The sequence below is a fragment of the Enterobacter cloacae complex sp. IR5441 genome (genome assembly GCF_049238215.1).
GTDB lineage: Bacteria > Pseudomonadota > Gammaproteobacteria > Enterobacterales > Enterobacteriaceae > Enterobacter > Enterobacter hormaechei_C.
In genome coordinates, this window is record NZ_JBMKIA010000017.1 from 59,255 (window position 1) to 82,568 (window position 23,314).

At 57.1% G+C, this 23,314-nt stretch carries 19 protein-coding genes and 1 other RNA gene; 11 read left to right on the forward strand and 9 right to left on the reverse strand.

The features are described 5' to 3' along the window. The 8 genes from pheT to selO all read left to right on the forward strand — a co-directional run bounded on the left by pheT (nucleotide 1) and on the right by selO (nucleotide 8,163). Nucleotides 1-2,388, forward strand: coding sequence for a phenylalanine--tRNA ligase subunit beta (gene pheT, locus ACOTX5_RS17530; RefSeq protein WP_045911639.1), 2,388 nt, complete (start codon nucleotides 1-3; stop codon nucleotides 2,386-2,388). Nucleotides 2,389-2,392: 4 nt separating this feature from the next. Beyond that, the gene (gene ihfA, locus ACOTX5_RS17535) at nucleotides 2,393-2,692 is read left to right on the forward strand and encodes an integration host factor subunit alpha (protein WP_003857805.1); all 300 of its coding nucleotides are present in this window, start codon (nucleotides 2,393-2,395) and stop codon (nucleotides 2,690-2,692) included. Between the two features lie 103 nt (nucleotides 2,693-2,795). Further along, complete coding sequence (btuC, locus tag ACOTX5_RS17540; protein WP_017693588.1) at nucleotides 2,796-3,776, forward strand: vitamin B12 ABC transporter permease BtuC; 981 nt, start codon at nucleotides 2,796-2,798, stop codon at nucleotides 3,774-3,776. Between the two features lie 33 nt (nucleotides 3,777-3,809). Then, the gene (locus ACOTX5_RS17545; RefSeq protein WP_022650905.1) at nucleotides 3,810-4,361 is read left to right on the forward strand and encodes a glutathione peroxidase; all 552 of its coding nucleotides are present in this window, start codon (nucleotides 3,810-3,812) and stop codon (nucleotides 4,359-4,361) included. Then, entirely contained in the window at nucleotides 4,361-5,116 is a 756-nt protein-coding gene (gene btuD / locus ACOTX5_RS17550; protein WP_015570731.1) for a vitamin B12 ABC transporter ATP-binding protein BtuD, read from the forward strand. Before ACOTX5_RS17545 ends, btuD begins: the two co-directional genes overlap by 1 nt. Before the next feature lie 72 nt (nucleotides 5,117-5,188). Next, nucleotides 5,189-5,653, forward strand: a complete 465-nt coding sequence (locus ACOTX5_RS17555) for an NlpC/P60 family protein (RefSeq protein WP_015570730.1) — start codon at nucleotides 5,189-5,191, stop codon at nucleotides 5,651-5,653. A gap of 292 nt (nucleotides 5,654-5,945) precedes the next feature. Continuing rightward, on the forward strand, nucleotides 5,946-6,659 hold the full coding sequence (locus ACOTX5_RS17560; RefSeq protein WP_032619829.1) for an EAL domain-containing protein: 714 nt from the start codon (nucleotides 5,946-5,948) through the stop codon (nucleotides 6,657-6,659). 61 nt (nucleotides 6,660-6,720) lie between these two features. Further along, complete coding sequence (gene selO / locus ACOTX5_RS17565; RefSeq protein WP_045911640.1) at nucleotides 6,721-8,163, forward strand: protein adenylyltransferase SelO; 1,443 nt, start codon at nucleotides 6,721-6,723, stop codon at nucleotides 8,161-8,163. Here selO and ACOTX5_RS17570 read toward each other — a convergent pair. The 8 genes from ACOTX5_RS17570 to ppsR form a co-directional block, all read right to left on the reverse strand. After that, nucleotides 8,160-8,939 (reverse strand): heme ABC transporter ATP-binding protein, encoded by a 780-nt coding sequence (locus tag ACOTX5_RS17570; RefSeq protein WP_015570728.1) that lies wholly within the window; start codon nucleotides 8,937-8,939, stop codon nucleotides 8,160-8,162. The two genes, selO and ACOTX5_RS17570, sit on opposite strands and share 4 nt — an antisense overlap. Then, complete coding sequence (locus ACOTX5_RS17575; RefSeq protein ID WP_017384648.1) at nucleotides 8,932-9,924, reverse strand: FecCD family ABC transporter permease; 993 nt, start codon at nucleotides 9,922-9,924, stop codon at nucleotides 8,932-8,934. Before ACOTX5_RS17575 ends, ACOTX5_RS17570 begins: the two co-directional genes overlap by 8 nt. Then, the gene (locus tag ACOTX5_RS17580) at nucleotides 9,924-10,742 is read right to left on the reverse strand and encodes a heme/hemin ABC transporter substrate-binding protein (protein WP_045911641.1); all 819 of its coding nucleotides are present in this window, start codon (nucleotides 10,740-10,742) and stop codon (nucleotides 9,924-9,926) included. Before ACOTX5_RS17580 ends, ACOTX5_RS17575 begins: the two co-directional genes overlap by 1 nt. Beyond that, nucleotides 10,739-11,767, reverse strand: coding sequence for a hematinate-forming heme oxygenase ChuS (chuS, locus tag ACOTX5_RS17585; RefSeq protein WP_023296351.1), 1,029 nt, complete (start codon nucleotides 11,765-11,767; stop codon nucleotides 10,739-10,741). Before chuS ends, ACOTX5_RS17580 begins: the two co-directional genes overlap by 4 nt. 35 nt (nucleotides 11,768-11,802) lie before the next feature. Beyond that, nucleotides 11,803-13,785, reverse strand: a complete 1,983-nt coding sequence (locus ACOTX5_RS17590) for a TonB-dependent hemoglobin/transferrin/lactoferrin family receptor (protein ID WP_017693583.1) — start codon at nucleotides 13,783-13,785, stop codon at nucleotides 11,803-11,805. Between the two features lie 76 nt (nucleotides 13,786-13,861). Next, nucleotides 13,862-14,050 carry a hemin uptake protein HemP gene (hemP, locus tag ACOTX5_RS17595; protein ID WP_015570723.1) on the reverse strand — a complete coding sequence of 63 codons (189 nt, stop codon included), beginning with the start codon at nucleotides 14,048-14,050 and terminating at the stop codon, nucleotides 13,862-13,864. A gap of 209 nt (nucleotides 14,051-14,259) precedes the next feature. Continuing rightward, a complete protein-coding gene (gene aroH / locus ACOTX5_RS17600; RefSeq protein ID WP_015570722.1) occupies nucleotides 14,260-15,306 on the reverse strand; it encodes a 3-deoxy-7-phosphoheptulonate synthase AroH in 1,047 nt (348 codons plus the stop codon). Between the two features lie 150 nt (nucleotides 15,307-15,456). Then, entirely contained in the window at nucleotides 15,457-16,290 is an 834-nt protein-coding gene (gene ppsR / locus ACOTX5_RS17605) for a posphoenolpyruvate synthetase regulatory kinase/phosphorylase PpsR (protein WP_017384644.1), read from the reverse strand. A gap of 335 nt (nucleotides 16,291-16,625) precedes the next feature. On the opposite strand from ppsR, the gene ppsA reads away from it, so the two are divergent. From ppsA to ACOTX5_RS17620, 3 genes are all read left to right on the forward strand, one after another. Beyond that, nucleotides 16,626-19,004 carry a phosphoenolpyruvate synthase gene (gene ppsA / locus ACOTX5_RS17610; RefSeq protein ID WP_045911642.1) on the forward strand — a complete coding sequence of 793 codons (2,379 nt, stop codon included), beginning with the start codon at nucleotides 16,626-16,628 and terminating at the stop codon, nucleotides 19,002-19,004. A 234-nt stretch (nucleotides 19,005-19,238) separates the two neighbouring features. Then, nucleotides 19,239-20,639, forward strand: coding sequence for an MFS transporter (locus ACOTX5_RS17615; RefSeq protein WP_032648070.1), 1,401 nt, complete (start codon nucleotides 19,239-19,241; stop codon nucleotides 20,637-20,639). A 3-nt stretch (nucleotides 20,640-20,642) separates the two neighbouring features. Next, entirely contained in the window at nucleotides 20,643-23,018 is a 2,376-nt protein-coding gene (locus ACOTX5_RS17620; RefSeq protein ID WP_045911643.1) for a glycoside hydrolase family 3 N-terminal domain-containing protein, read from the forward strand. 5 nt (nucleotides 23,019-23,023) lie between these two features. Here the strand turns inward: ACOTX5_RS17620 and rprA are convergent. After that, nucleotides 23,024-23,131, reverse strand: an RNA gene (gene rprA, locus ACOTX5_RS17625) — antisense sRNA RprA. Between the last annotated feature and the right edge of the window lie 183 nt (nucleotides 23,132-23,314).

Here is a 23,314-nt window from a genome sequence, read left to right on the forward strand (position 1 = left end):
ATGAAATTCAGTGAACTGTGGTTACGCGAATGGGTGAACACCACGCTGGACAGCGACGCGCTTTCCAACCAGATCACCATGGCGGGTCTGGAAGTTGACGGTGTAGAGCCGGTTTCTGGCGCCTTCACCGGCGTGGTCGTGGGTGAAGTGGTTGAATGCGGTCAGCACCCTAACGCTGACAAACTGCGCGTAACAAAAGTCAATGTGGGCGGTGACCGTCTGCTGGATATCGTCTGCGGTGCGCCAAACTGCCGTCAGGGCCTGAAAGTGGCCGTGGCGACCGTCGGTGCGGTGCTGCCGGGCGATTTCAAAATCAAAGCGGCTAAGCTGCGCGGTGAGCCGTCTGAAGGCATGCTGTGCTCCTTCTCCGAACTGGGTATTTCCGACGATCACTCCGGCATTATTGAACTGCCGCAGGATGCGCCAGTTGGTACCGATATCCGCGAATACCTGAAGCTTGATGACAACACCATCGAAATCAGCGTAACGCCAAACCGTGCTGACTGTTTAGGCATCATCGGTGTGGCCCGCGACGTGGCCGTGCTGAACCAGACTGAACTGAACGTGCCGGAGATCGCTCCGGTTGAGGCAACCATTAGTGACGTGCTGCCGATACAGGTAGACGCGCCTAAGGCCTGCCCACGCTACCTCGGTCGTGTGGTGAAAGGTATTAACGTTAAAGCGCCAACCCCGCTGTGGATGAAAGAGAAACTGCGTCGCTGCGGTATCCGTTCTATCGATGCGGTCGTCGACGTCACCAACTATGTTCTGCTGGAGCTGGGCCAGCCAATGCACGCCTTTGATAAAAATCGTATCGAAGGTGGGATCATCGTGCGCATGGCGAAAGAGGGCGAAACCCTGGTTCTGCTGGACGGCAGCGAAGCGAAACTGAACGCTGACACCCTGGTGATTGCCGATCACAACAAAGCGCTGGCGATGGGCGGGATCTTCGGCGGCGAGCACTCTGGCGTCAACGACGAGACGCAAAACGTCCTGCTGGAATGCGCGTTCTTCAGCCCGCTCTCCATCACCGGCCGCGCACGCCGTCACGGTCTGCACACTGATGCTTCTCACCGCTACGAGCGTGGCGTGGATCCTGCGCTGCAATACAAAGCGATGGAGCGTGCGACTCGCCTGCTGATCGACATCTGCGGCGGCGAAGCGGGTCCGGTTATCGATGTGACCAACGAAGCGACGCTGCCGAAGCGTGCGACCATTACCCTGCGCCGCAGCAAACTGGATCGTCTGATTGGTCACCACGTTGCCGATGCGCAGGTGACCGACATTCTGACGCGTCTGGGTTGCGAAGTTACTGAGGGTCAGGACGAGTGGAAAGCCGTTGCGCCGTCCTGGCGTTTTGACATGGAGATCGAGGAAGATCTGGTGGAAGAAGTGGCCCGCGTTTACGGCTACAACAACATCCCTGACGAGCCGGTGCAGGCGGGTCTGGTGATGGGCAGCCATCGCGAGGCCGATCTGTCTCTGAAGCGTGTGAAAACCATGCTGAACGACAAAGGCTACCAGGAAGTGATCACCTACAGCTTCGTTGATCCTAAGCTGCAACAGCTGATCCACCCGGGTCAGGAAGCACTGATTTTGCCAAGCCCGATTTCCAGCGAGATGTCAGCGATGCGTCTGTCCCTGTGGACGGGGCTGCTGGGTACTATCGTTTATAACCAGAACCGTCAGCAAAACCGCGTGCGTATTTTCGAAAGCGGTTTGCGCTTTGTACCGGATACTCAGGCGAATTTAGGCATCCGTCAGGATCTCATGCTGGCCGGCGCCATCAGCGGTAACCGCTTTGAAGAGCACTGGGACCTGGCAAAAGGGACGGTTGATTTCTACGATATGAAGGGCGATCTGGAAGCGATTCTCGATCTGACCGGTAAATTATCCGAAATTGAATTCCGCGCAGAAGCGATTCCAGCCCTGCATCCGGGTCAGAGTGCGGCGATCTATTTAGACGGCAAACGTGTTGGTTTCATTGGGGTTGTTCACCCGGAACTGGAACGTAAGCTGGATCTGAATGGCCGTACCATCGTATTCGAACTGGAGTGGAACCCGGTTGCAGACCGCGTCATTCCTCAGGCGCAGGACGTCTCCCGCTTCCCGGCAAACCGCCGTGATATCGCGGTTGTGGTCGCTGAAAATGTGCCCGCAGCAGATATTTTGGCCGAATGTAAGAAAGTTGGCGTAAATCAGGTAGTTGGCGTAAACTTATTTGACGTGTACCGCGGCAAGGGCGTAGCAGAAGGTTTCAAGAGCCTCGCTATTAGCCTTATCCTTCAGGATACCAGCCGTACACTCGAAGAAGAGGAGATTGCCGCTACCGTCGCCAAATGTGTAGAGGCATTAAAAGAGCGATTCCAGGCATCATTGAGGGATTGAACCTATGGCGCTTACAAAAGCTGAAATGTCAGAATATCTGTTTGATAAGCTTGGGCTTAGCAAACGGGATGCCAAAGAGCTGGTAGAGCTGTTTTTCGAAGAGATCCGTCGTGCTCTGGAAAATGGTGAGCAGGTTAAACTCTCCGGTTTTGGCAATTTTGATTTGCGAGACAAAAACCAACGTCCGGGCCGTAACCCGAAGACGGGGGAAGATATTCCCATTACAGCCCGCCGCGTGGTGACCTTCAGACCCGGACAGAAGTTAAAAAGCCGTGTCGAAAACGCAACGCCCAAAGCAGAGTAATATGAACTAACTAAAAAGGCCGCTCACGCGGCCTTTTTTCTTTGCGCTATTTGCTAAACCCGCCGTAAAATCAATGATATCTCAACCGGATAACCTATCGTCTATGCTTGATCTTGCCCGCCGCCAGCACCGCTCCGATCTTCGCCGCCTGTGTCTGCTCGGGGTGCTGTTGATTGTCGCCACCACCGTCAGCCTGTGTGCGGGCGATCGGTGGCTGGGGCCGGAAAGCTGGTTTACGCCTGAAGGACAGCTCTTTGTCTGGCAGATCCGCCTGCCGCGGACGTTGGCTGTCCTTTTAGTTGGCGCTGCGCTGGCGCTGTGCGGCACGATCATGCAGGCATTATTTGAAAACCCTCTGGCGGAACCCGGGCTTCTCGGGGTGTCAAATGGCGCAGGCGTCGGGCTTATCGCCGCCGTGATGCTGGGGGGAGGCGAGCTCTCCGGCTGGGGGATTAGCCTCAGCGCCATCCTTGGCGCGCTGTTGATAACCCTTATCCTTCTGCGCTTTGCCCGCCGCCACTTATCCACCAGTCGGCTGCTGCTTGCCGGGGTAGCGTTGGGGATCATCTGTAGTGCGCTGATGACCTGGGCCGTCTACTTTTCTACCTCCTTCGATCTGCGCCAGTTAATGTACTGGATGATGGGGGGATTTGGGGGTGTTGACTGGCGTCAGGGGTGGCTGATGGTGCTCCTGATCCCGGTCATCCTGTGGACGGCGTTCCAGGCGCAGCCTCTTAATATTCTCGCGCTGGGCGAAACGTCTGCTCGCCAGCTCGGGATGCCGATTGGATTCTGGCGCAACGTGCTGGTTATCGCCATTGGCTGGATGGTAGGCGTAAGCGTGGCGCTGGCGGGGGCGATTGGCTTTATTGGGCTGGTGATCCCGCATATGCTGCGCCTGTGCGGCATTACGGACCACCGAACCCTGCTCCCGGCCTCGGCGGTTGCCGGGGCGGCAACGCTGCTGGTTGCCGATATCATCGCCCGGCTCGCCCTGACGGCCGCTGAGTTGCCCATAGGCGTGGTGACCGCAACGCTGGGCGCACCGGTCTTTATCTGGCTACTATTAAAAGCTGGACGTTAAAACACAACCTGTAAGTCAACCTGAGGGAATGCTATGCAGTCTGATATTCTGAATACCGAAGTGACGACCATTGACGGCGAGAAAACCACGCTGGAAGGCTACAAGGGCAAGGTGCTGCTCATCGTGAACGTGGCGTCGAAATGTGGCCTTACGCCGCAGTATGAACAGCTGGAAAACATTCATAAAGCCTGGGAAAAAGACGGCTTTACCGTACTCGGCTTCCCGTGCAACCAGTTCCTGGGCCAGGAGCCGGGCAGCGAAGAGGAGATTAAGACCTTTTGCAGCACAACCTATGGCGTGACGTTCCCGATGTTCAGCAAAATTGATGTGAACGGGGAAAATCGTCATCCGCTGTATGCCAAACTGGTGGCCGCGGCGCCGACCGCCGTTGCGCCTGAAGAGAGTGGTTTCTATGAGCGTATGGCAAGTAAAGGCCGCGCGCCGCTCTATCCGGATGATATTCTGTGGAACTTCGAAAAATTCCTGATTGGCCGTGACGGTCAGGTCGTGCAGCGTTTTTCGCCTGACATGACGCCTGAAGATCCTATCGTGATGGAATCAATTAAGCTGGCGCTGGCGAAATAATGACGCTGCTGATGCAGCTCACGGACGTTGCCGGCAAGGGGCGTCTTGAGCCTGTTACCGCCGAAGTCAACGCAGGTGAAATCCTTCACCTGGTTGGGCCAAACGGCGCCGGAAAAAGCACGCTACTGGCGTGCATGGCGGGGCTGACCACCGGGGAAGGAAAGATTACCTTTCTCGGGCAATCGCTCGTCGACTGGCTACCCGCTACACTTGCCTCCCGTCGAAGCTATCTGGTTCAGCAGCAGGTTCCGCCCTTTGCGATGCCCGTCTGGCACTACCTGACGCTGCATCTGCCTGACAAAAATCAGGTGGGATTGCTCAACGAGGTTGCTGCGGCACTCGGGTTAGACGACAAGCTTACCCGGCAGGCAAATCAGCTTTCCGGCGGCGAGTGGCAGCGCGTGCGTCTGGCGGCCGTTATCCTTCAGATCCATCCGGCGGGAAATCCTCACGGGCGGTTGCTGCTGCTGGACGAGCCGATGAGTGGGCTGGACGTTGCCCAACAGGCAGCGCTGGATACCCTGCTCAGCGCGCTGTGTCGCAAGGGGATTGCCATTGTGATGAGCAGCCATGATTTAAACCATACGTTGCGCCACGCGCATCGGGTGTGGTTGCTGGCGCGTGGCAAGCTGATTGCCAGCGGAACGCGCGACAGCGTACTGACGGCCGCCAATCTTGCGAGCGCTTACCACATGTCGTTCCGGAGGCTGGATATTGAAGGCCACAAGATGCTCATTTCCACGGCGCAGGAATAACCTTTCTTGCACAGCTGCATAGATGCACGCTAAATTACCGAAAGAACAAAAAAAGCAGAGGATTCGTCTGAAATGCGATTCTGGTTTCTCCTTGTTGCGGCGCTCTTTCTTGCAGGATGCAGCAGCCATCGTGCACCTCCGCCCAACCCACGGCTTTCCGATTCCATTACGGTCATTGCCAGCCTGAACGATCAGCTCAGCAACTGGCGCGGCACACCTTATCGCTACGGCGGCATGAGCCGGGGCGGGGTGGATTGCTCGGGATTCGTGCTGATGACCTTCCGCGATAAATTTGACCTCCAGCTTCCGCGTGAAACGCGTATGCAGGCGAAAATCGGCACTGAAATTGATAAAGACGAGCTCCTGCCCGGCGATCTGGTCTTTTTTAAAACGGGCTCCGGTGAAAGCGGCCTTCATGTCGGCATCTATGATACCGATAATCAGTTCATTCATGCCTCGACCAGCCGTGGCGTGATGCGCTCCTCTCTGGATAATGTTTACTGGCGTAAAAACTTCTGGCAGGCCAGACGTATTTAACCGCTGCATAAAAATGCAGTGCGGAGGGCCTGGCGGTGAAAATAGACGTCAGGCTTTTCTTGCGGGTTGATTAAAGTTAAATTTTTGCCCAATTATTTATGTCCGCATGTGCCTGTTTTATCTAAAACTGGCTATTATTCAATAACCAGGATAAAATTAATTTAGATTCAGGGAAAAATCTGAAAATTAATACGGAAAGAATGAAATTAATCTTATTAAAATCAAGACAGTGGAATTGTGCCTGCAATTGCTCCAGGATGTTCTCTCTCATCTTTAATGCAGGACAAGCGCGATGATTATTACGCTAGATAATGCTTACCAGTCTGAACTTTTACTCCTTCCGGCGCGTGATAGTGCAGGTTTGCTTAAAGGTTTAGAGATTTTGGTTAACTTTACTGGCGTGGGTGCGGACGTACGGATCCCGACTGAACTGGTTATCCCACATCTTTCTCAGGAAGATGAATTAGCGCTGTTTCAGGAGAAACTGCAATTACTTGATACCTGTAAGCTATTTTTTATTCAGCATCAGTTAATTGCATGGATCAATATTACACCTGCAATTGTTGAGTTTTTATTAACTAATGAGAACGCTGTTTCAATCCTCGAGCGTTATCCGTTTCTTGAGTTTACTGTTAATGAGAACTATCCAGGTTTAAATAACGGGAAAGACGATCCCTGTCTGGCAAGAATGGCGATCCATTTCCCCTTAGTACTGGCTAACTTTGGTGCAGGGGCATCTTCCCTTAAACCGGTTTATGATGGTCTGTTCAAACGGGTGATTCTGGATAAAAACTTTATCCAGCAGCGCGTGTCGGCACTCTCGTTTGAGCCTTTTATGCGCGCCATTCTCTGGCAGATCGCGCCGCATTGTCAGTCGGTCATGGTCTCGGGAATTGACGATCACGGCATCTTACAACGCGTGCTGCCCTTCAATTTTGGTGCAATGCAGGGAAGCCTGTGGCCTGCCGTCCCGGCAGAGCGAGTCACGACTCTCGTTCAGCAATAACCCCTTTCTTCGCCCGTGTTTACGTCCAGGGAAACCCTCTACACTTAAAGCAGGAGGACTTATGACCCTGTCTTTTACTGCTCACTGGCACGATGAATTACCCGGCTTTTACACCGCGCTTAAGCCAACGCCATTACAGAACGCGCGTCTTATCTGGCATAACGATGCATTGGCGGATTCGCTTGGCATCCCTTCGACGCTTTTTCAGCCAGAAAAAGGCGCCGGCGTCTGGGGCGGCGAAACGCTGCTCCCGGGCATGAAGCCGCTGGCTCAGGTCTACAGCGGACATCAGTTTGGCGTCTGGGCGGGACAGCTCGGCGATGGCCGCGGCATCCTGCTGGGTGAACAACTTCTGCCGAATGGCGAAACGCTCGACTGGCACCTGAAAGGGGCAGGGCTAACCCCGTACTCACGCATGGGAGATGGCCGCGCGGTGCTGCGTTCAACCATCCGTGAAGGTCTGGCTTCCGAGGCGATGCATGCCCTGGGGATCCCCACCTCACGCGCGCTGTCCATTGTCACCAGCGACACGCCGGTGGCCCGTGAAACGATGGAGCAGGGAGCGATGCTGGTCCGCGTGGCGGAAAGCCATCTGCGTTTCGGTCATTTTGAACACTTCTACTATCGCCGCGAGCCGGATAAGGTCCGCCAGCTTGCCGATTACGCCCTTCGCCGTCACTGGCCGCACCTGCAAAACGAGCCGGACCGCTATGTTCTCTGGTTCCGTGATATTGTCGCGCGCACTGCCGCAATGATTGCCCGCTGGCAGGCCGTCGGCTTTGCCCACGGGGTGATGAATACCGACAACATGTCCCTGTTAGGGCTGACGTTTGACTACGGACCGTACGGCTTCCTTGATGACTATCAGCCGGGTTACATCTGTAACCATTCGGACTATCAGGGGCGTTACCGTTTCGACAACCAGCCTGCGGTGGGGCTGTGGAACCTTCAGCGGCTTGCGCAAAGCCTGTCGCCGTTTATCAATGTCGATGCCCTGAACGATGCGCTGGACAGCTATCAGGAGGTCCTGCTGCGGGAATATGGTGTGTTAATGCGCAACAAGCTGGGGCTGAAGACGCAGGAAAAAGGCGATAACGCGCTGTTGAATGGGCTGTTTGCCATCATGGCGCGTGAAGGCAGCGACTATACCCGAACCTTCCGTATGCTGAGCCAGACCGCGCAGCAGAGTGCCGCGTCACCGCTGCGCGACGAGTTCATCGATCGTCAGGCGTTTGATGACTGGTTTGCCGTTTACCGGACGCGTTTACAGCAGGAACAGATTGATGACGATACCCGCCAGGCGCGGATGAAGGCGGTTAACCCGGCGATGGTGTTGCGCAACTGGCTGGCGCAGCGGGCCATTGAGCAGGCAGAGCAGGGGGATTATACCGAGCTGCATCGGCTGCATATCGCCCTGCGCACGCCGTTTGCCGACCGGGAGGATGACTATGTCAGCCGCCCGCCGGACTGGGGCAAGCGGCTGGAAGTGAGCTGCTCAAGCTAAGGGGCGAGAAAAACCTGCGGTGCGGCGTGCGCCGGATGTCTGCCGACGTGCACCTGCGCACCGTACCAGTGTGCCAGCGCGTCGGCCTGCAAAACCGTCTCCGGTATGCCCTGAGAAACAATCCTGCCGTTGTGTAACAGCAGGATCCGGTCCGACCATAATGCGGCAAGATTGAGATCGTGCAGCACCACGCAGGCGTGAAGATGGCCCTGACGGGTCAGCGATTTCAACAGGCGCAGCAGATGCTGCTGGTGGTAGAGATCCAGCGCGGAAGTGGGTTCGTCGAGAAATAGCCAGCCGCGCGGCGTTCCGTCACGCCACAGCTGCGCCAGCGCGCGGGCGAGCTGGACGCGCTGCTGCTCGCCGCCGGAGAGGGCATGATAACGCCTGCCGGCCAGCGGCAGGCAACCGGTCAGCTGCAACACCTCACGCACAATCGACGGTTCCGGGTGACGCGTCCAGGGCGCACGCCCCATGCCAACAATCTCCTCCACCTGCCAGTCAAATCCAGGCTGAGACTGCTGGCGCATCACCGCCCGATAGCGGGACAGCGTCTGCGGATGCCATTCATCCAGCGCTTTTCCCGCCAGCGAACAGCCGCCGCTGTCGGGTTTCAGGTAGCCGGTCAGCAGCCGCAGCAGCGTGGATTTCCCCGCGCCGTTGGGGCCGATCAATGTAACCAGCTCTCCCTGCGACAGTGACAGCGAAACGTTATCTGTCAGCGTGCGGCCAGATCGGGTAAAAGTAAGATTTTCAGCCGTATAACGTTCAGCCATGCTGTTCTCCACGACGAAAAATGAGCCATAAGAACCAGGGAGCACCAAGGATACTGGTGAGCAGGCCGACCGGCATTTCTGCCGGAGCGACCAGGGTGCGCGCGACCGTATCCGCCACCAGCAGCAGTAATGCGCCCGCGAGTACCGTGCCGGGGAGGGTTGCCCGGTGATCGGCGCCCAGCCACATGCGCATCAGGTGCGGCACCACGAGTCCGACAAAGCCAATCACGCCGCTGACGGCGACAGCCGCCGCGACCAGCAGGGCGCTGCATAACAGTAATATTCGCTGTACAAGGGCAACGTCCACGCCAAGGTAATGCGCTTCCTCCTCACCCAGTTGCAGTAAATTTAATGCGCTGGCACAACGCCAGATCGCCAGAACGGCAGGCACCATCAGCGAGGTCACGGCGAGCAGCGTTGACCACTGTGCCTGACCAAGACTTCCCATTCCCCAGAGTGAAAGCTGACGCAGCTGGGCGTCATTGCTGACCCACGAAAGCACACCCACTGCCGCACCGCACAGGGCATTGATGGCGATACCCACCAGCAACAGACGTGACAGAGAGGGGTCACGCTGCTTGCTGAGCAGGAAGATCACGCCAGTGGCTGCCAGCGCCCCAAGAAATGCCGCCAGCATAGGGGCGTAAAGCATCACCAGCGCGGGCAGCGAGAGCGGGAGCACCACCCACAGGGCGACGGCCAGCGCCGCACCGCTGCTGATCCCGAGCAGGCCCGGGTCGGCCAGTGGATTGCGGAACAGCCCCTGCATGACGCAGCCGGCGAGCGCCAGCGATCCGCCAATCACCAGCGCCAGCAGTACGCGGGGCAGACGGATGGTAAGCCAGATCTGGCGTAGTGTCTCATCGCTGCCGCTCCACAGCACGTTCACCGGCAGGCGTAACGCCCCAAAACCGGTGGCCATGAACGTCATGACGGTAAGCAACCCCGCCAGAAGCCATAACGATAACGTGATGCGCCGGGACATCAGGGCAGTTGCTCCGCTCTGGCACGCAGCTGTTGTATGGCTTTCGGCGTGCGGACGCTGAAGCCCAGCAGGGCCATATCATCAATAGCCAGCATCTGCTTGCTTCGTCCCGCTGGCGTTTGCGCCAGACCGGGCAGTTTCCACAGATTTTCTTCGCCGCCCAGCGCGTTAAGACCGTCCTGCGAAATCACCACCAGATCCGGCTGGCTGGCCATCACCCCCTCCTGGGAAAGCGGCTGATAGCGGGTAAAGCCCTGCATGGCGTTCTGCAACCCGGCGGCGCGTATTGCCGCATCCGCGCCGGTCTGTTGCCCGGACGCCATTGCGGTCATTCCGCCGTGGCTGAGGATAAACAGCACCCGCTTGTTGAGCGGTGTTGAGGGCAGTGCCGCCAGCGCCTGACGCAGCGAGTTGCGCAGGGTTTCCCCTTGCGCCTCATGATGCGTCGCCTGAGCTATCACCCGTACTTTTTCGTCAATCGCGCGCAGGTCAGGCGTGCCGGGAACGGTAACCACCCGGACGTGGCTCTGTTCAACCTGTTTCAGCGCCAGAGAGGGCTGCGCCTGGTCGCTTGCCAGCACCAGCGTCGGGCGTACGGATAAAATCCCCTCCGCATTCAGCTGGCGAAGATACCCCACGTCAGGCAGCGCGTTTGTCGCCTGCGGCCACTGGCTGGTACTGTCGCGCGCAACCAGAGAAGACTCCGCGCCGAGGGCGTAGACGATCTCCGTCACGTCGCCGCCGAGGGCGACAATTCTCTCCGGCGCGGCGACGGCGACCAGCGGCAGGGCGCAGAGCAGGGCGAACCAGTTTTTCATGCGGCCAGCCCTTCTGGCGTCAGGGCGTCAATCTGGCGGCGCCACTGGCTCTGCTCAGGCTCGCCTTCGGTACGCTGGCCGTAGAGCTGGGCGATCTGAGTGCCATCCGCAGCAAACAGCTCCAGGCTGGTAACGTGTCCGTCCGCCGTAGGCTTGCGCGTTACCCACGTCTCGGCGATAGTCTCCTCCAGCAGATGCAGGGTAAAGGTTGGGTTGAAGATGTTCAGCCAGCCCTTCATGGGCGTCAGTTTTTCCACCACACCGGTGAAGATCTGCACGCAGCCGCGGTTGCCGACGAAGATCATGATTTCGTTTCCGTCCTGTCGCGCCGTCTCCAGCAGCTGTGCCAGCGCGCTGTTATCCACCTTACAGGCCAGATCGTCACTCACCAGACGAAACGCCTGCTGGCGGCTCAGGTTATGGCGCTTCAGTAAGCTAAAGAACTGATGCACATCGGTCATGGCGCGCCACTCTTTCTCCACCGAGCCTGCATCAGCACCGTCGGAATGCGCAGGGGCATCGACAGCCTTCAGTGCCAGAGTGGGGTTATCGGCAATGATAAAACGGGTCAGCACGTCGCCCCAGGCGGCAACGTCGGTGTGATCCGTGGTGTAGACCTTCAGTAAAGCGTCGCCCTGATGATCGAAGAACTGAATGCTCTGACGTTCGCCGCGGGAGGTCGTTTCACTTATGTGAAACGCGCTCGCCCACTGGTTGAGGAACAAACGCAGATCCAGCGCGCGCGGATTCAGCACCAGCCCGGCGTGGCCGCCGAGGTGCTGGTTAGTAAACGCCCCGACCTGCTCGTGAACGGCGTATTCGTTACGGCAGATGCATTTGGTTTCCCCCACCGACTCCAGCGCTGCCAGAATCTCACGGATTTCACCGCGCAGCCGCCAGGCGTCGTGTCCAACGCGCGCAAATGCCAGCTCTGCTTCGCTGATGTGCATTAATCCGGCGATATCACGGGCGTACTTACCCGGATGTTCTTCTTTAAGCTCAAGCCAGCGTGTGTAGTGACCCATAATCTTATCCTTCTGAATCGTTGCCCCGAAGGGAATTACCATTGATAACTGACGAAGATCTTGCCGTTGCGGCCATCCTGCGGGATGCCTTGTGGTGACCAGTAGGCTTTGTCGAAGGCGTTCCCCAGCACGAGGGTGGTGGTGATGCCTTTGAACTGCTGCTGACCTTTATAGCTGACGTAGAAATCATTCACTGCGTAGCCAGGCTGCTCGCTGTAGCTGCTGCTGATGTGCGTTGAACGTTCGACGAAGGTGCCGATCCAGCCCACGGAGAAGCCGCTTTGCGCCACGGGGATATCCAGCTTGCTGGTGACGGTGTCCGGGTTGATGCTGGAGATGTATTCGCCCGTGTCGGTATCTTTCCCGCGTGTGCGGTTGTAGGCCACGTCCAGGTTGAACAGACTGGTCGCGTAGGTCGCCATCATGTCCCAGCCCCAGATTTTGGCATTTGGTACGTTATAGGACATGGTGGTGGCCGCCGCAAAATCGACGGTAGTGGAGATGTAATCTTTCGCTTTGGTGTCGAAGTAGCTGGCTTTGAACTCCAGCGCGTCGTTGGCGAGCAGCAGATCGTCAAAACGTAGCCCAAAACCGAACTCCTGGGTTTCGTTAGTTTCCGGACGCAGGTTCGGGTTCGGCACCCAGTAGTTGGTGTAGAAGCTGCCGATAGAGAAGTGCTTCGAGTCGTTATACATCTCGCCCATCGTTGGCGCACGGAAGGCCTGGGCGTAAGAGCCGAACAGCATCAGCCAGTCGGCTGGACTCACGGTTAACCCGGCGCGTGATGACCACTTATCCGCATCCACGTCGTCGTAACCGTCGCTGCTGCCGCGGTAGTTGTCGTAACGCGTCCCGCCGAGAAGCGTTACCGGCAGGTCGCGCAGGGTGATCTCATCCTGCAACCAGCCGGAGCTGAAGTCGATTTTCGCGTCCGGGAAGCCGGTGGTCGCGCCGCCAGGGTGTTGCTCCTGACGATAGTATTCCCCGCCGTAGGTCAGCAGGTGCGAGGCGAAGGAGTCGCTGAACAGGCGGGTGCGGTTTTCCACTTTGCCGCCTTTGGTAGTCTGCTTACGGAACTCGCCGCTGGCGTCGATGTTCTGGGCGTTGATCCGCGCTTCGGACCAGTAAATTTTCGCATCGGCGTTCAGCCAGTCGTTTCCGGCTGGCGCAATGCGGTAGCCAAGCTGGGCATCGCGCTGAATGGTGGAACGATCGGTCATCGGGTTACTGCTGCTGGCATCCGTGGTCTGCGGATTTTTCGGCTCCTGCGCGTCGTTGTTGTAGTAGCGCAGGGAGCCACTCAGCGTCTGCGCCGGATCGATTTTCCAGCTGCCTTTCGCCAGCATATTGTTGATGGATTCGTCGTTTGGCGCCCTCGCGCCGTCACTCTGGCGAATGTCGCCGCGATCGCGGCTGGACCAGGAGACCAGACCGTCCAGGGTATCGGTGCGGCCATAGGCGCTGGCACCCATCCCGATGCTATGATCGCCCGTTGCACCGGTAGCAAATACGCGATAGCCGCTGTTTTTACCTGCATCCAGCAGATCGCTGGCGTCGACGGTGTCATACGAAATTACGCCGCCCAGCGCGCCGCTGCCGTACAGCAAGGCGGAAGGACCACGTACTACTTCAATACGTTTGATCAGCGCCGGATCGAGGAACGTGCTGTTCAGGTGTCCGGTATCAGTGCCCTGGCGCACGCCATCCACCAGTATCAGCACGCCACGGCGGTCATAGCCCCGGAGGTTAACGTCCTGACCGTTGGTGCGCCCGGTGCCGTCCAGGGTCAGACCGGGCACCTTGCGCAGCAGGTCGGCGGCGGAGCTGGCGGTCTGGTTTTCCGGCGCGGTGGCGTCAATCACGCTCACCATCATGGGGGCTTCAAAGGCGCTGCGGGCATTGCCGGTGGCGGTGACGGTGATCTCGTCTGCGGCGGCAAACGTAACGCCCGGCAGGGTGCTGACAATCGCCAGCGCCAGAAGAGACGGGCGTAAAGACGCGGATTGCAGGTGTGGCATAGCAACTCTCCATAAGAATTGAAAAGCGCTGGCTGCCTGGGGATCACCTGGGTGGCTGGCGAATGTGTTGTCTGGTTTATTTAGTCAGGATCAGTTTTCCGGCATTGGTCTGGCGCAGCAGGTAGTGCTGGCCGTCATGCTCGATAATGACCCGTCCCTCCTCACCCAACAGGCTTTTGCTGTCGATTCGGCGATCGGTGGGAGCAGGGGACGGCGCTGTGTGTGTTTTTGTTGGCGTTGCCGCGCTGTTATCGGTAGGTGACATAATGTTTATAAATAACAATCAATGTAACAATGATAATCATTATCAATAAACTGCAAATTCACGGCAAGCGTTTTTGTGAAAATTGTGTGACGGGATCAAATTTGGGGGAGAGGTGCGGTCTGATACCCTCACCCCGACCCTCTCCCACGAGTAGAGGGAGAAGGGCACGTACCGTAGGCCGGGTAAGCGCAGCGTCACCCGGCAGGATTTTAAAAGCGTGTGTCCACGGCTGAAGCCAGCTTCTCCAGCAGCAGCTCGCTGTCTTCCCAGCTCAGGCACGGGTCGGTGATTGACTGGCCGTAGACCATTTGCTGTCCGGCGACGATCTTCTGCGTGCCTTCTTTGATAAAACTCTCCGCCATAATTCCTGCAATGGCGGTCGAGCCGCTGCGGATCTGCTGGCAAACTTCCTCGCAGACGTCCAGCTGGCGGCGGTGCTGTTTCTGACAGTTGCCGTGGCTGAAATCCACCACCAGATGCTCCGGCAGGTCAAATTCCGCCAGCGTTTCGCAGGCGGCGGCAATATCTTCTGCATGGTAATTCGGTTTTTTACCGCCACGCATAATGATATGTCCGAACGGGTTGCCGCTGGTCTGGTAGATGGTCATCTGGCCGTTTTTATCCGGGGAGAGGAACATATGGCTGGCGCGTGACGCGCGGATGGCATCTACGGCAATTCGGGTATTGCCGTCCGTTCCGTTTTTGAAGCCCACCGGGCAGGAAAGCGCCGACGCCATTTCACGGTGGATCTGGCTTTCGGTGGTACGTGCGCCAATCGCGCCCCAGCTAATGAGGTCGGCAATAAACTGTCCGGTCACCATATCCAGAAATTCGGTGGCAGTTGGCACGCCCAGCTCGTTAACCTGTAACAGCAGCTTGCGCGCCAGTGTAATACCGTGATTCACCCGGTAGCTACCGTTCAGATCGGGATCGGAAATCAATCCTTTCCAGCCCACGACGGTACGGGGCTTTTCAAAGTAGGTACGCATCACGATCTCCAGGCGATCCTGATACGTGCCGCGCAGCGTCTGAAGGCGTTGTGCATAATCCATTGCCGCGTCGAGGTCGTGGATGGAGCAGGGGCCAATCACCACCAGAAGACGTTTGTCTTCACCATTGAGAATTTTTTCGATGCGGCGACGGGAGGCCGTCACATGGTCCGCCACCTCGGCGGATACGGGATGCAGCCGGGCCAGTTCAGCCGGTGTGACCAGGCTATCAATGCGCGCGGTGCGCAGTTCGTCGGTTTTGTTCATGGAATGTCTCAGAAATTTTTTGCTTCATCGGCAGACTACCGGGAAGTGATGGCCATCACCTTAAACCAATCCCTGCTGATTTCAAGTTCGGGGCACGTCGCCCCGAGGATGGCATGATAATAACTGAAACTGGATTAATGTACTAGCATATTAGTACATGCGGCGATTCAGCCCCATGATATCGAGGATCTTGGTGGCAATTTCTTCTACTGAATAGTTGGTACTGTTCAGCCAGGGAATTTGATTTTTCCGGTACAGCGCTTCGACTTCGGAGACTTCCATTCGGCACTGGCGCATCGAGGCGTAGCGACTGTTCTCGCGACGTTCTTCGCGGATCGCCGCCAGGCGTTCCGGGTTGATGGTCAGCCCAAACAGCTTATGCTGGAGCGGCTTGAGCGCGGCGGGCAGCACCAGGTTATCCATATCATCGGCAATAAAGGGGTAGTTGGCGGCACGAATGCCAAACTGCATCGCCAGGTAAAGGCTGGTGGGGGTTTTACCGCAGCGCGACACGCCGAGCAAAATCACCTGCGCCTGGTCGAGATTGCGTAGCGAGATCCCGTCGTCGTGCGCCAGGGTGTAGTCAATGGCGGCAATACGCGCATCGTATTTGGTCAGGTTGCCGGGGTTCAGACCGTGGGTACGGTGGGCGATCGGCGTCGGGTCGAGCTTCAGCTCGCTTTGCAAGGGAGCAACCAGCGCCTGCACGATGTCCTGACAGAAGCCCTCGCTTTGCAAAATGATGTTGCGGATCTCAGGGATCACAATGGAGTAGAACACCAGCGGACGAACGCCGGTCTGCTGGTAAATGGCGTCGATCTGGTCCTTGACCGCTTTGGCCCGGCTCTCATTTTCCACGAACGGCAACGTGATGCTGTTTATCGATACCGGAAACTGCGACATCACCGCGTGTCCCAGCACCTCGGCGGTTATCGCCGTCCCATCAGAAATATAAAAAACGTGGCGATCGACAGCATTATCCATTTTATCCACCCTGAATAGCGTACGTAATTGCCTGAAAGCATAAATTAAAAAAGTTAATTTCACAGCAAAGAACTTATCTGAATTTAAAATGAAATGGTGTTTTTGATTTTCCTGAAAAGTGGATTTCATTTTTCGAATAGCGGCTTTATTTCTATGGTTTTTGCCGGAATCTATAGGAATCATCGGGTTAGCGAGTGCCGGGAAACTGTCCGAAAAGTTGAAAATTTAAATTGCTTACACGATTCACCGTTTTTTTAGCGGAAATAAATATGCCAGTATAAATACGTAGTCAGGTGTTTCTTACTCCGATCAAATATCACAAAAGGATTGTTTCGATGTCCAACAATGGCTCGTCACCGCTGGTGCTTTGGTATAACCAACTCGGCATGAATGATGTAGACAGAGTTGGGGGCAAAAATGCCTCCCTGGGTGAAATGATTACAAATCTGTCCGGTATGGGTGTCTCCGTACCTAACGGGTTTGCCACAACCGCCGATGCGTTTAACCTGTTTTTAGACCAGAGCGGTGTAAACCAGCGCATTTACGACCTGCTGGATAAAACGGATATTGATGATGTCACCGAGCTTGCCAAAGCCGGCGCGCAAATCCGCCAGTGGATTATCGACACACCTTTCCAGCCGGAACTGGAAAAAGCCATTCACGACGCCTACAACCAGCTCTCCGCTGACGATGCGCAGGCCTCCTTTGCCGTGCGCTCTTCCGCCACCGCGGAAGATATGCCGGATGCCTCTTTCGCCGGGCAGCAGGAAACCTTCCTCAACGTCCAGGGTTACGAGGCGGTACTGGTGGCGGTGAAGCATGTGTTTGCTTCCCTGTTCAACGACCGCGCCATCTCCTATCGCGTCCATCAGGGCTATGACCACCGCGGCGTCGCGCTTTCCGCCGGCGTGCAGCGCATGGTGCGTTCCGACGTAGGCTCTTCCGGCGTGATGTTCTCTATCGACACTGAATCCGGCTTCGACCAGGTGGTGTTTATCACCTCCGCGTGGGGTCTGGGCGAGATGGTGGTGCAGGGGGCGGTAAACCCTGACGAATTCTACGTTCACAAGCCTACGCTGGCGGCTAACCGTCCGGCAGTGGTACGTCGCACCATGGGTTCGAAAAAAATTCGCATGATCTATGCTCCGACGCAAGAGCATGGCAAGCAGGTCACCATTGAAGATGTGCCACAGGAGCAACGGGATCGCTTCTCACTGACCGACGCCGAAGTGGAAGAGCTGGCGAAGCAGGCGGTGCAGATTGAAAAACACTATGGCCGTCCAATGGACATCGAGTGGGCGAAAGACGGACACACCGGCAAGCTGTTTATCGTGCAGGCGCGTCCGGAAACCGTCCGTTCACGTGGTCAGGTCATGGAGCGCTACACCCTGCACGCGCAGGGCAAAATTGTCGCGGAAGGCCGCGCAATTGGTCACCGCATCGGTGCCGGTCCGGTGAAAGTGATCCACGACATCAGCGAGATGAACCGCATTCAGCCCGGCGACGTGCTGGTGACCGATATGACCGACCCGGACTGGGAACCGATCATGAAAAAAGCGGCTGCCATCGTCACCAACCGCGGCGGCCGTACCTGTCACGCGGCTATTATCGCCCGTGAGCTGGGGATCCCAGCGGTAGTCGGCTGCGGTGACGCGACCGAAAGCATGAAGGACGACCAGAAGGTGACGGTCTCCTGTGCCGAAGGCGATACCGGCTACGTGTATGCCGATATCCTCGACTTCAGCGTGAAAAGTTCCAGCGTGGATACCATGCCGGACCTGCCGCTGAAGATCATGATGAACGTCGGCAACCCGGACCGCGCGTTTGACTTCGCCTGCCTGCCGAACGAAGGCGTGGGCCTGGCGCGTCTGGAATTTATTATTAACCGTATGATCGGAGTGCATCCGCGTGCGCTGCTGGAGTTCGACGACCAGGACGCAAAACTGCAAAACGAAATCCGCGAGATGATGAAGGGTTACGACTCGCCGAGAGAGTTCTATGTGGGTCGTCTGACGGAAGGGATCGCCACGCTCGGCGCGGCCTTCTACCCGAAACGCGTGATCGTGCGTCTGTCGGACTTTAAGTCCAACGAATACGCCAACCTGGTGGGCGGTGAACGCTACGAGCCGGAAGAAGAGAACCCGATGCTGGGCTTCCGCGGCGCCGGACGCTACGTGTCGGAAAGCTTCCGCGACTGCTTCGCGCTGGAGTGCGAGGCGGTAAAACGCGTGCGCAATGACATGGGGCTGACCAACGTGGAAATCATGATCCCGTTCGTCCGTACCGTGGATCAGGCGAAAGCGGTGGTGGATGAGCTGGCGCGTCAGGGGCTGAAGCGCGGCGAGAACGGGCTGAAGATCATCATGATGTGTGAAATTCCGTCCAATGCCCTGCTGGCCGAGCAGTTCCTGGAGCACTTCGACGGCTTCTCCATTGGCTCGAATGACATGACGCAGCTGGCGCTCGGCCTGGACCGCGACTCCGGCGTCGTCTCTGAGCTGTTCGATGAGCGTAACGAGGCGGTGAAAGCGCTGCTCTCCATGGCCATCCGCGCGGCGAAGAAACAGGGTAAATATGTCGGGATTTGCGGCCAGGGTCCTTCTGACCATGAAGACTTTGCGGCCTGGCTGATGGATGAGGGGATTGATAGCCTCTCCCTGAACCCGGACACCGTGGTGCAGACCTGGCTGAGCCTGGCAGAGCTGAACAAGTAAAACCTGCACAACCTGAAAAAGGCGAGGATATCTGTCCTCGCCTTTTTTATTTTCCTGCGAATATGCTCACCATCACAAATAAAGCAAAAAACCAAATATCATAATTTATCTGTTAATTTAGACAATTGTTAGCGGGCAGGGCGTTGCTAATACTTGAGCCTTACCGCGTACATCCGTCGGGATGATGCGCGACTGGTTGAAATACGTTTTAACCTGATAAAAAGGCAAATAACAATGACAATCTCCTCTGTATTACGTACCAAAGATAAAATAGGTTATGGCCTCGGCGATATGGCCAGCGCGCTGGTCTGGCAAACGGCAACGTTATTTCTCGCTTATTTCTATACGGACGTATTCGGTTTGCCTGCGGCCATTATGGGCACCATGTTTTTAGTGGTGCGCGTGGTCGATGCGTTTGTCGACCCGTGCATTGGCGCGCTGGTGGACCGCACTCAGACCCGCCACGGTCGTTTTCGTCCCTGGCTGCTCTGGTTTGCCATTCCGTTTGGCGTGAGCTGCCTGATTACCTTCTACGTACCCGATGCCGGGGCGACGGCGAAAATTGTCTATGCCTGCGTAACCTATGCCATCCTGAGTCTGATCTATTCCGCGATTAACGTCCCTTACTGTGCCATGCCTGGCGCGCTGACGCTCGACCCGCGCGAACGCCACTCGCTGCAATCCTGGCGCTTTGGCCTGTCGTTTATCGGCGGGTTGATTGTAACCGTCATCGCGCTGCCGCTGGTCTCATTATTAGGCCAGGGGAATGTGCAAAAAGGCTATTTCTATGCCATGAGCCTGATGGGGCTGCTGGGTATTGTTTTATTCTTCTGCTGCTTCTTTATGACCCGGGAGCGTTACTCGCCGCGCAATGACACCTCCGGCTCGATGCTGACGGATTTAAAACTGCTGGCCGCCAATAGCCAGTGGCGAATTGTTTTTCTGTTTAATATTTTACTGTTAACCGCCGTCGTGACGCGTGGCTCTGCGACCATGTATTACGTTAACTATGTTCTGTTACGTCCGGAACTGGTTTTTGCCTTTATTGTTTCCGGCATGGTGGCCTCCTTAAGCGGCGCATTATTATCTGAACGCCTGCTGGGCAAATTTGACCGGGTGCGTGCCTATCAGTGGACCATTATTTCTTTCGTTATTTTTGGCGCGCTGATTTTCTTCATTCCGCCTTCACAGGTGTGGCTGATATTCGGTCTGAATATTGTGTTTAGTTTTATTCAGAACCTGACCACGCCGCTGCAATGGACCATGTTCTCCGATGTGGTGGACTACGAAGAACACCGTAGCGGCCGCCGCCTTGACGGGCTGGTCTTTTCTACCGCCCTGTTTGCCATCAAGTTTGGGCTGGCGCTGGGCGGGGCGGTGGTCGGTTGGGTGCTTGGCATGGTGGATTACGCGCCGGGTCAGGCAAACCAGGCGCCTCACGTTCTCGCAACCATCAATGCCCTGTTCACCCTGATCCCCTGCGCGCTGTTCCTCTGCATGGTGGCGCTCCTTGCCATCTACAAACTTAACAGCCGACTGGTGGACAGCATCGCCCGCGAGCTGGCCAGCAAACGCGATAGTCGAAACGATACGGGGCAGCTCAGCCCGGCAACCCAATCCGCACTACAGGAGTAAACCATGACTGCGATCTACAAGGACGCGGGACGTTCCGTACACGAGCGTGTCGCTGATTTACTGGCGCGTATGACGCCGGAAGAGAAATTTGCCCAGATGCACGCGTACTGGCTGATCCTTGATGAACACGGCAACCACCGCGAACGCAGCGATCTGAGCGATGAATTCGCCGGCGTGAGTGAACAGGCGTCCCTCAGCGAAAGGCTGAAGCTGGGCGTCGGGCAGATCACCCGCCCGCTCGGCACGCACATTGTTGATGCAAAAACCGGCGTGCGTGCCGCCAACCGCCTGCAACGCATGATGATGGAGGAGACCCGGCTCGGCATTCCGGCGCTGTTTCATGAAGAGTGTCTGGTAGGGCTGCTGTGCAAAGATGCAACGCTGTTCCCGTCGTCGCTGAACTACGGTTCTACCTGGGACCCGGCGCTGGTGCAGCGGGCGGCGGAGCAGATTGGCAAAGAGGCCCGATCCGTCGGGTGCCAGCAGGGGCTGGCCCCGGTGCTGGATGTCTCGCGCGATGTGCGCTGGGGACGGACGGAAGAGACCTTTGGGGAAGATCCGTGGCTGGTAGGGGTGATGGCGACGGCGTACGTGAAGGGGTTGCAGGGCGATAAGCGCGATCTGCTGGCGACCCTGAAACATTACGTCGGCCACTCCTTCAGCGAAGGGGCGCGCAATCATGCGCCGGTCCATCTCGGTTTCAGCGAGCTTAACGATACCTTCCTGCTGCCGTTTGAGATGGCGGTAAAGCTGGCCAACGCCGGTTCGGTGATGCCAGCCTATCACGACATTGATAATCAGCCAGGGCACAGCGACCATTTTCTGCTCACCACCGTGCTGCGTGAACAGTGGGGCTTCGACGGCATTATCGTGGCGGATTACGGCGGCGTCAGCCTGCTGCACCAGCACCACGGGATTTCTCACGATCCAGCGGAATCGGCGGCTCTGGCGTTTAACGCCGGGCTGGACGTGGAATTGCCGAAGGATGACTGCGCGCGTCATCTGGCGGAAGCGGTAGAGCGTGGGCTCATCTCAATGGCGAAAGTGGATGAGATTGTGGCGCGCGTGCTAAGTGAAAAATTCCGTCTCGGGCTGTTTGAAAAACCGTACGCCGACGAAGACGGTATCGATTTGCAGAATGAGGCGACCCGGCAGGTGGCGCGCGAGGTGGCAACAAAATCGATCACGCTGCTGGAAAATAACGGCATTTTGCCCCTCGGCGGAAAACCCCGTGTAGCGGTAGTGGGGCCGACGGCGGACGATCCACTGGCGTTACTGAGCGGCTACAGCTTCCCGGTTCACCTGATTATCAGCGATATGGTTGAAGAGACTTCGCAGGTGACCACCCCGCGCGCGGCGCTGGAACAGTACCTTGGCGCATCACAGATACGTTACGCCAAAGGGTGTCACATTATCGAAAAACGGATGGCGGGCGCACCGGTGTTCCCGGGCGACAGCGGCGGTAAGCCGATGCAGCAATCGCCGGTTTCACAACGCACGGATTTGATCCCCGACGCCGTGAGCGCGGCAAAAGAGAGTGACGTGGTGGTGGCCTGCGTGGGCGACCTCGCCGGGCTATTCCAGAGCGGCACCGTGGGGGAAGGTTCGGATACCGATTCGCTGGATCTGCCGGGCGTGCAGCAACAACTGCTGGAGGCGCTGGTGGCAACCGGTAAGCCAGTGATTGTCGTCATGACGGGTGGGCGTCCTTATAACCTTCAGGGGCTGGAAGAGAAGGTGGCCGCGCTGATGATGGCCTGGGCGCCGGGGCAGGAAGGGGGCTGGGCGATTGCCGATGTCTTAACCGGCCGCGCGGAGCCGCAGGGCAGGCTGGTAGTGAGCGTGCCGAAAAACGCCGGGGCGATGCCGTACTACTATAACCACAAGCTGAAAAGCGGCGGCACGCCGTTTGCGTTCCATTTCGGCGCACTTTACCCGTTCGGTTACGGTCTCGGCTGGACGCAGTTTCGCTGGGGCGCGGCCCGCCTGACGGAAAGCCGCGTCCCGATCGACGGAGAGGTGGCGTTAAGCGTCGATATCACCAACACCGGCGAGCGCAGCGGCAGCGAAGTGGTACAGGTGTACGTACGCGATAAGGTCGCTACGCAGGTGCGTCCGCTTCAGGAGCTGAAAGCGTTCCAGCGCGTGACGCTTTCACCAGGAGAAACCGCCACGCTGACCTTTACCCTGCCGGTGGAGATGTTTAATTTCACCCGCCGGGACGGAAAGCGAATTGTCGAGCCAGGGGAATTTGAGTTACAGGTTGGCGCGTCCTCGGCGGATATTCGCGCGGTGGTGAACGTGCAGGTAACCGGAGAGACGCGGGTGCTGGCGGGGGAGTGGCGGATGCTCAGTCGCTGTGACATTACACGGCCGTAAAAAGGATAAAAAAAAGCCCATCGTGGGAGATGGGCAAAGACTACACACAGCAATTCGTTGTTTCACTCAGGGGATTTCCATGCTTATAAATCAAGGTGTTGATTTATAACCGTGTCTTAATAGTAGGCATGCCAGGATTTTGAGTCGATCGGATTCGTCTCAATAGTTAAAGGGAGGTAAAGATTTCTTGAAGAGAATGACGGTCTTAGGCAGGAAAAGGCGGGTCTGACCAGTGCGCAGAGAATAAATAGTTTAGCAACGTTTAAGTATTCCTGTAGAGAGTGTAGGCCGGGTAA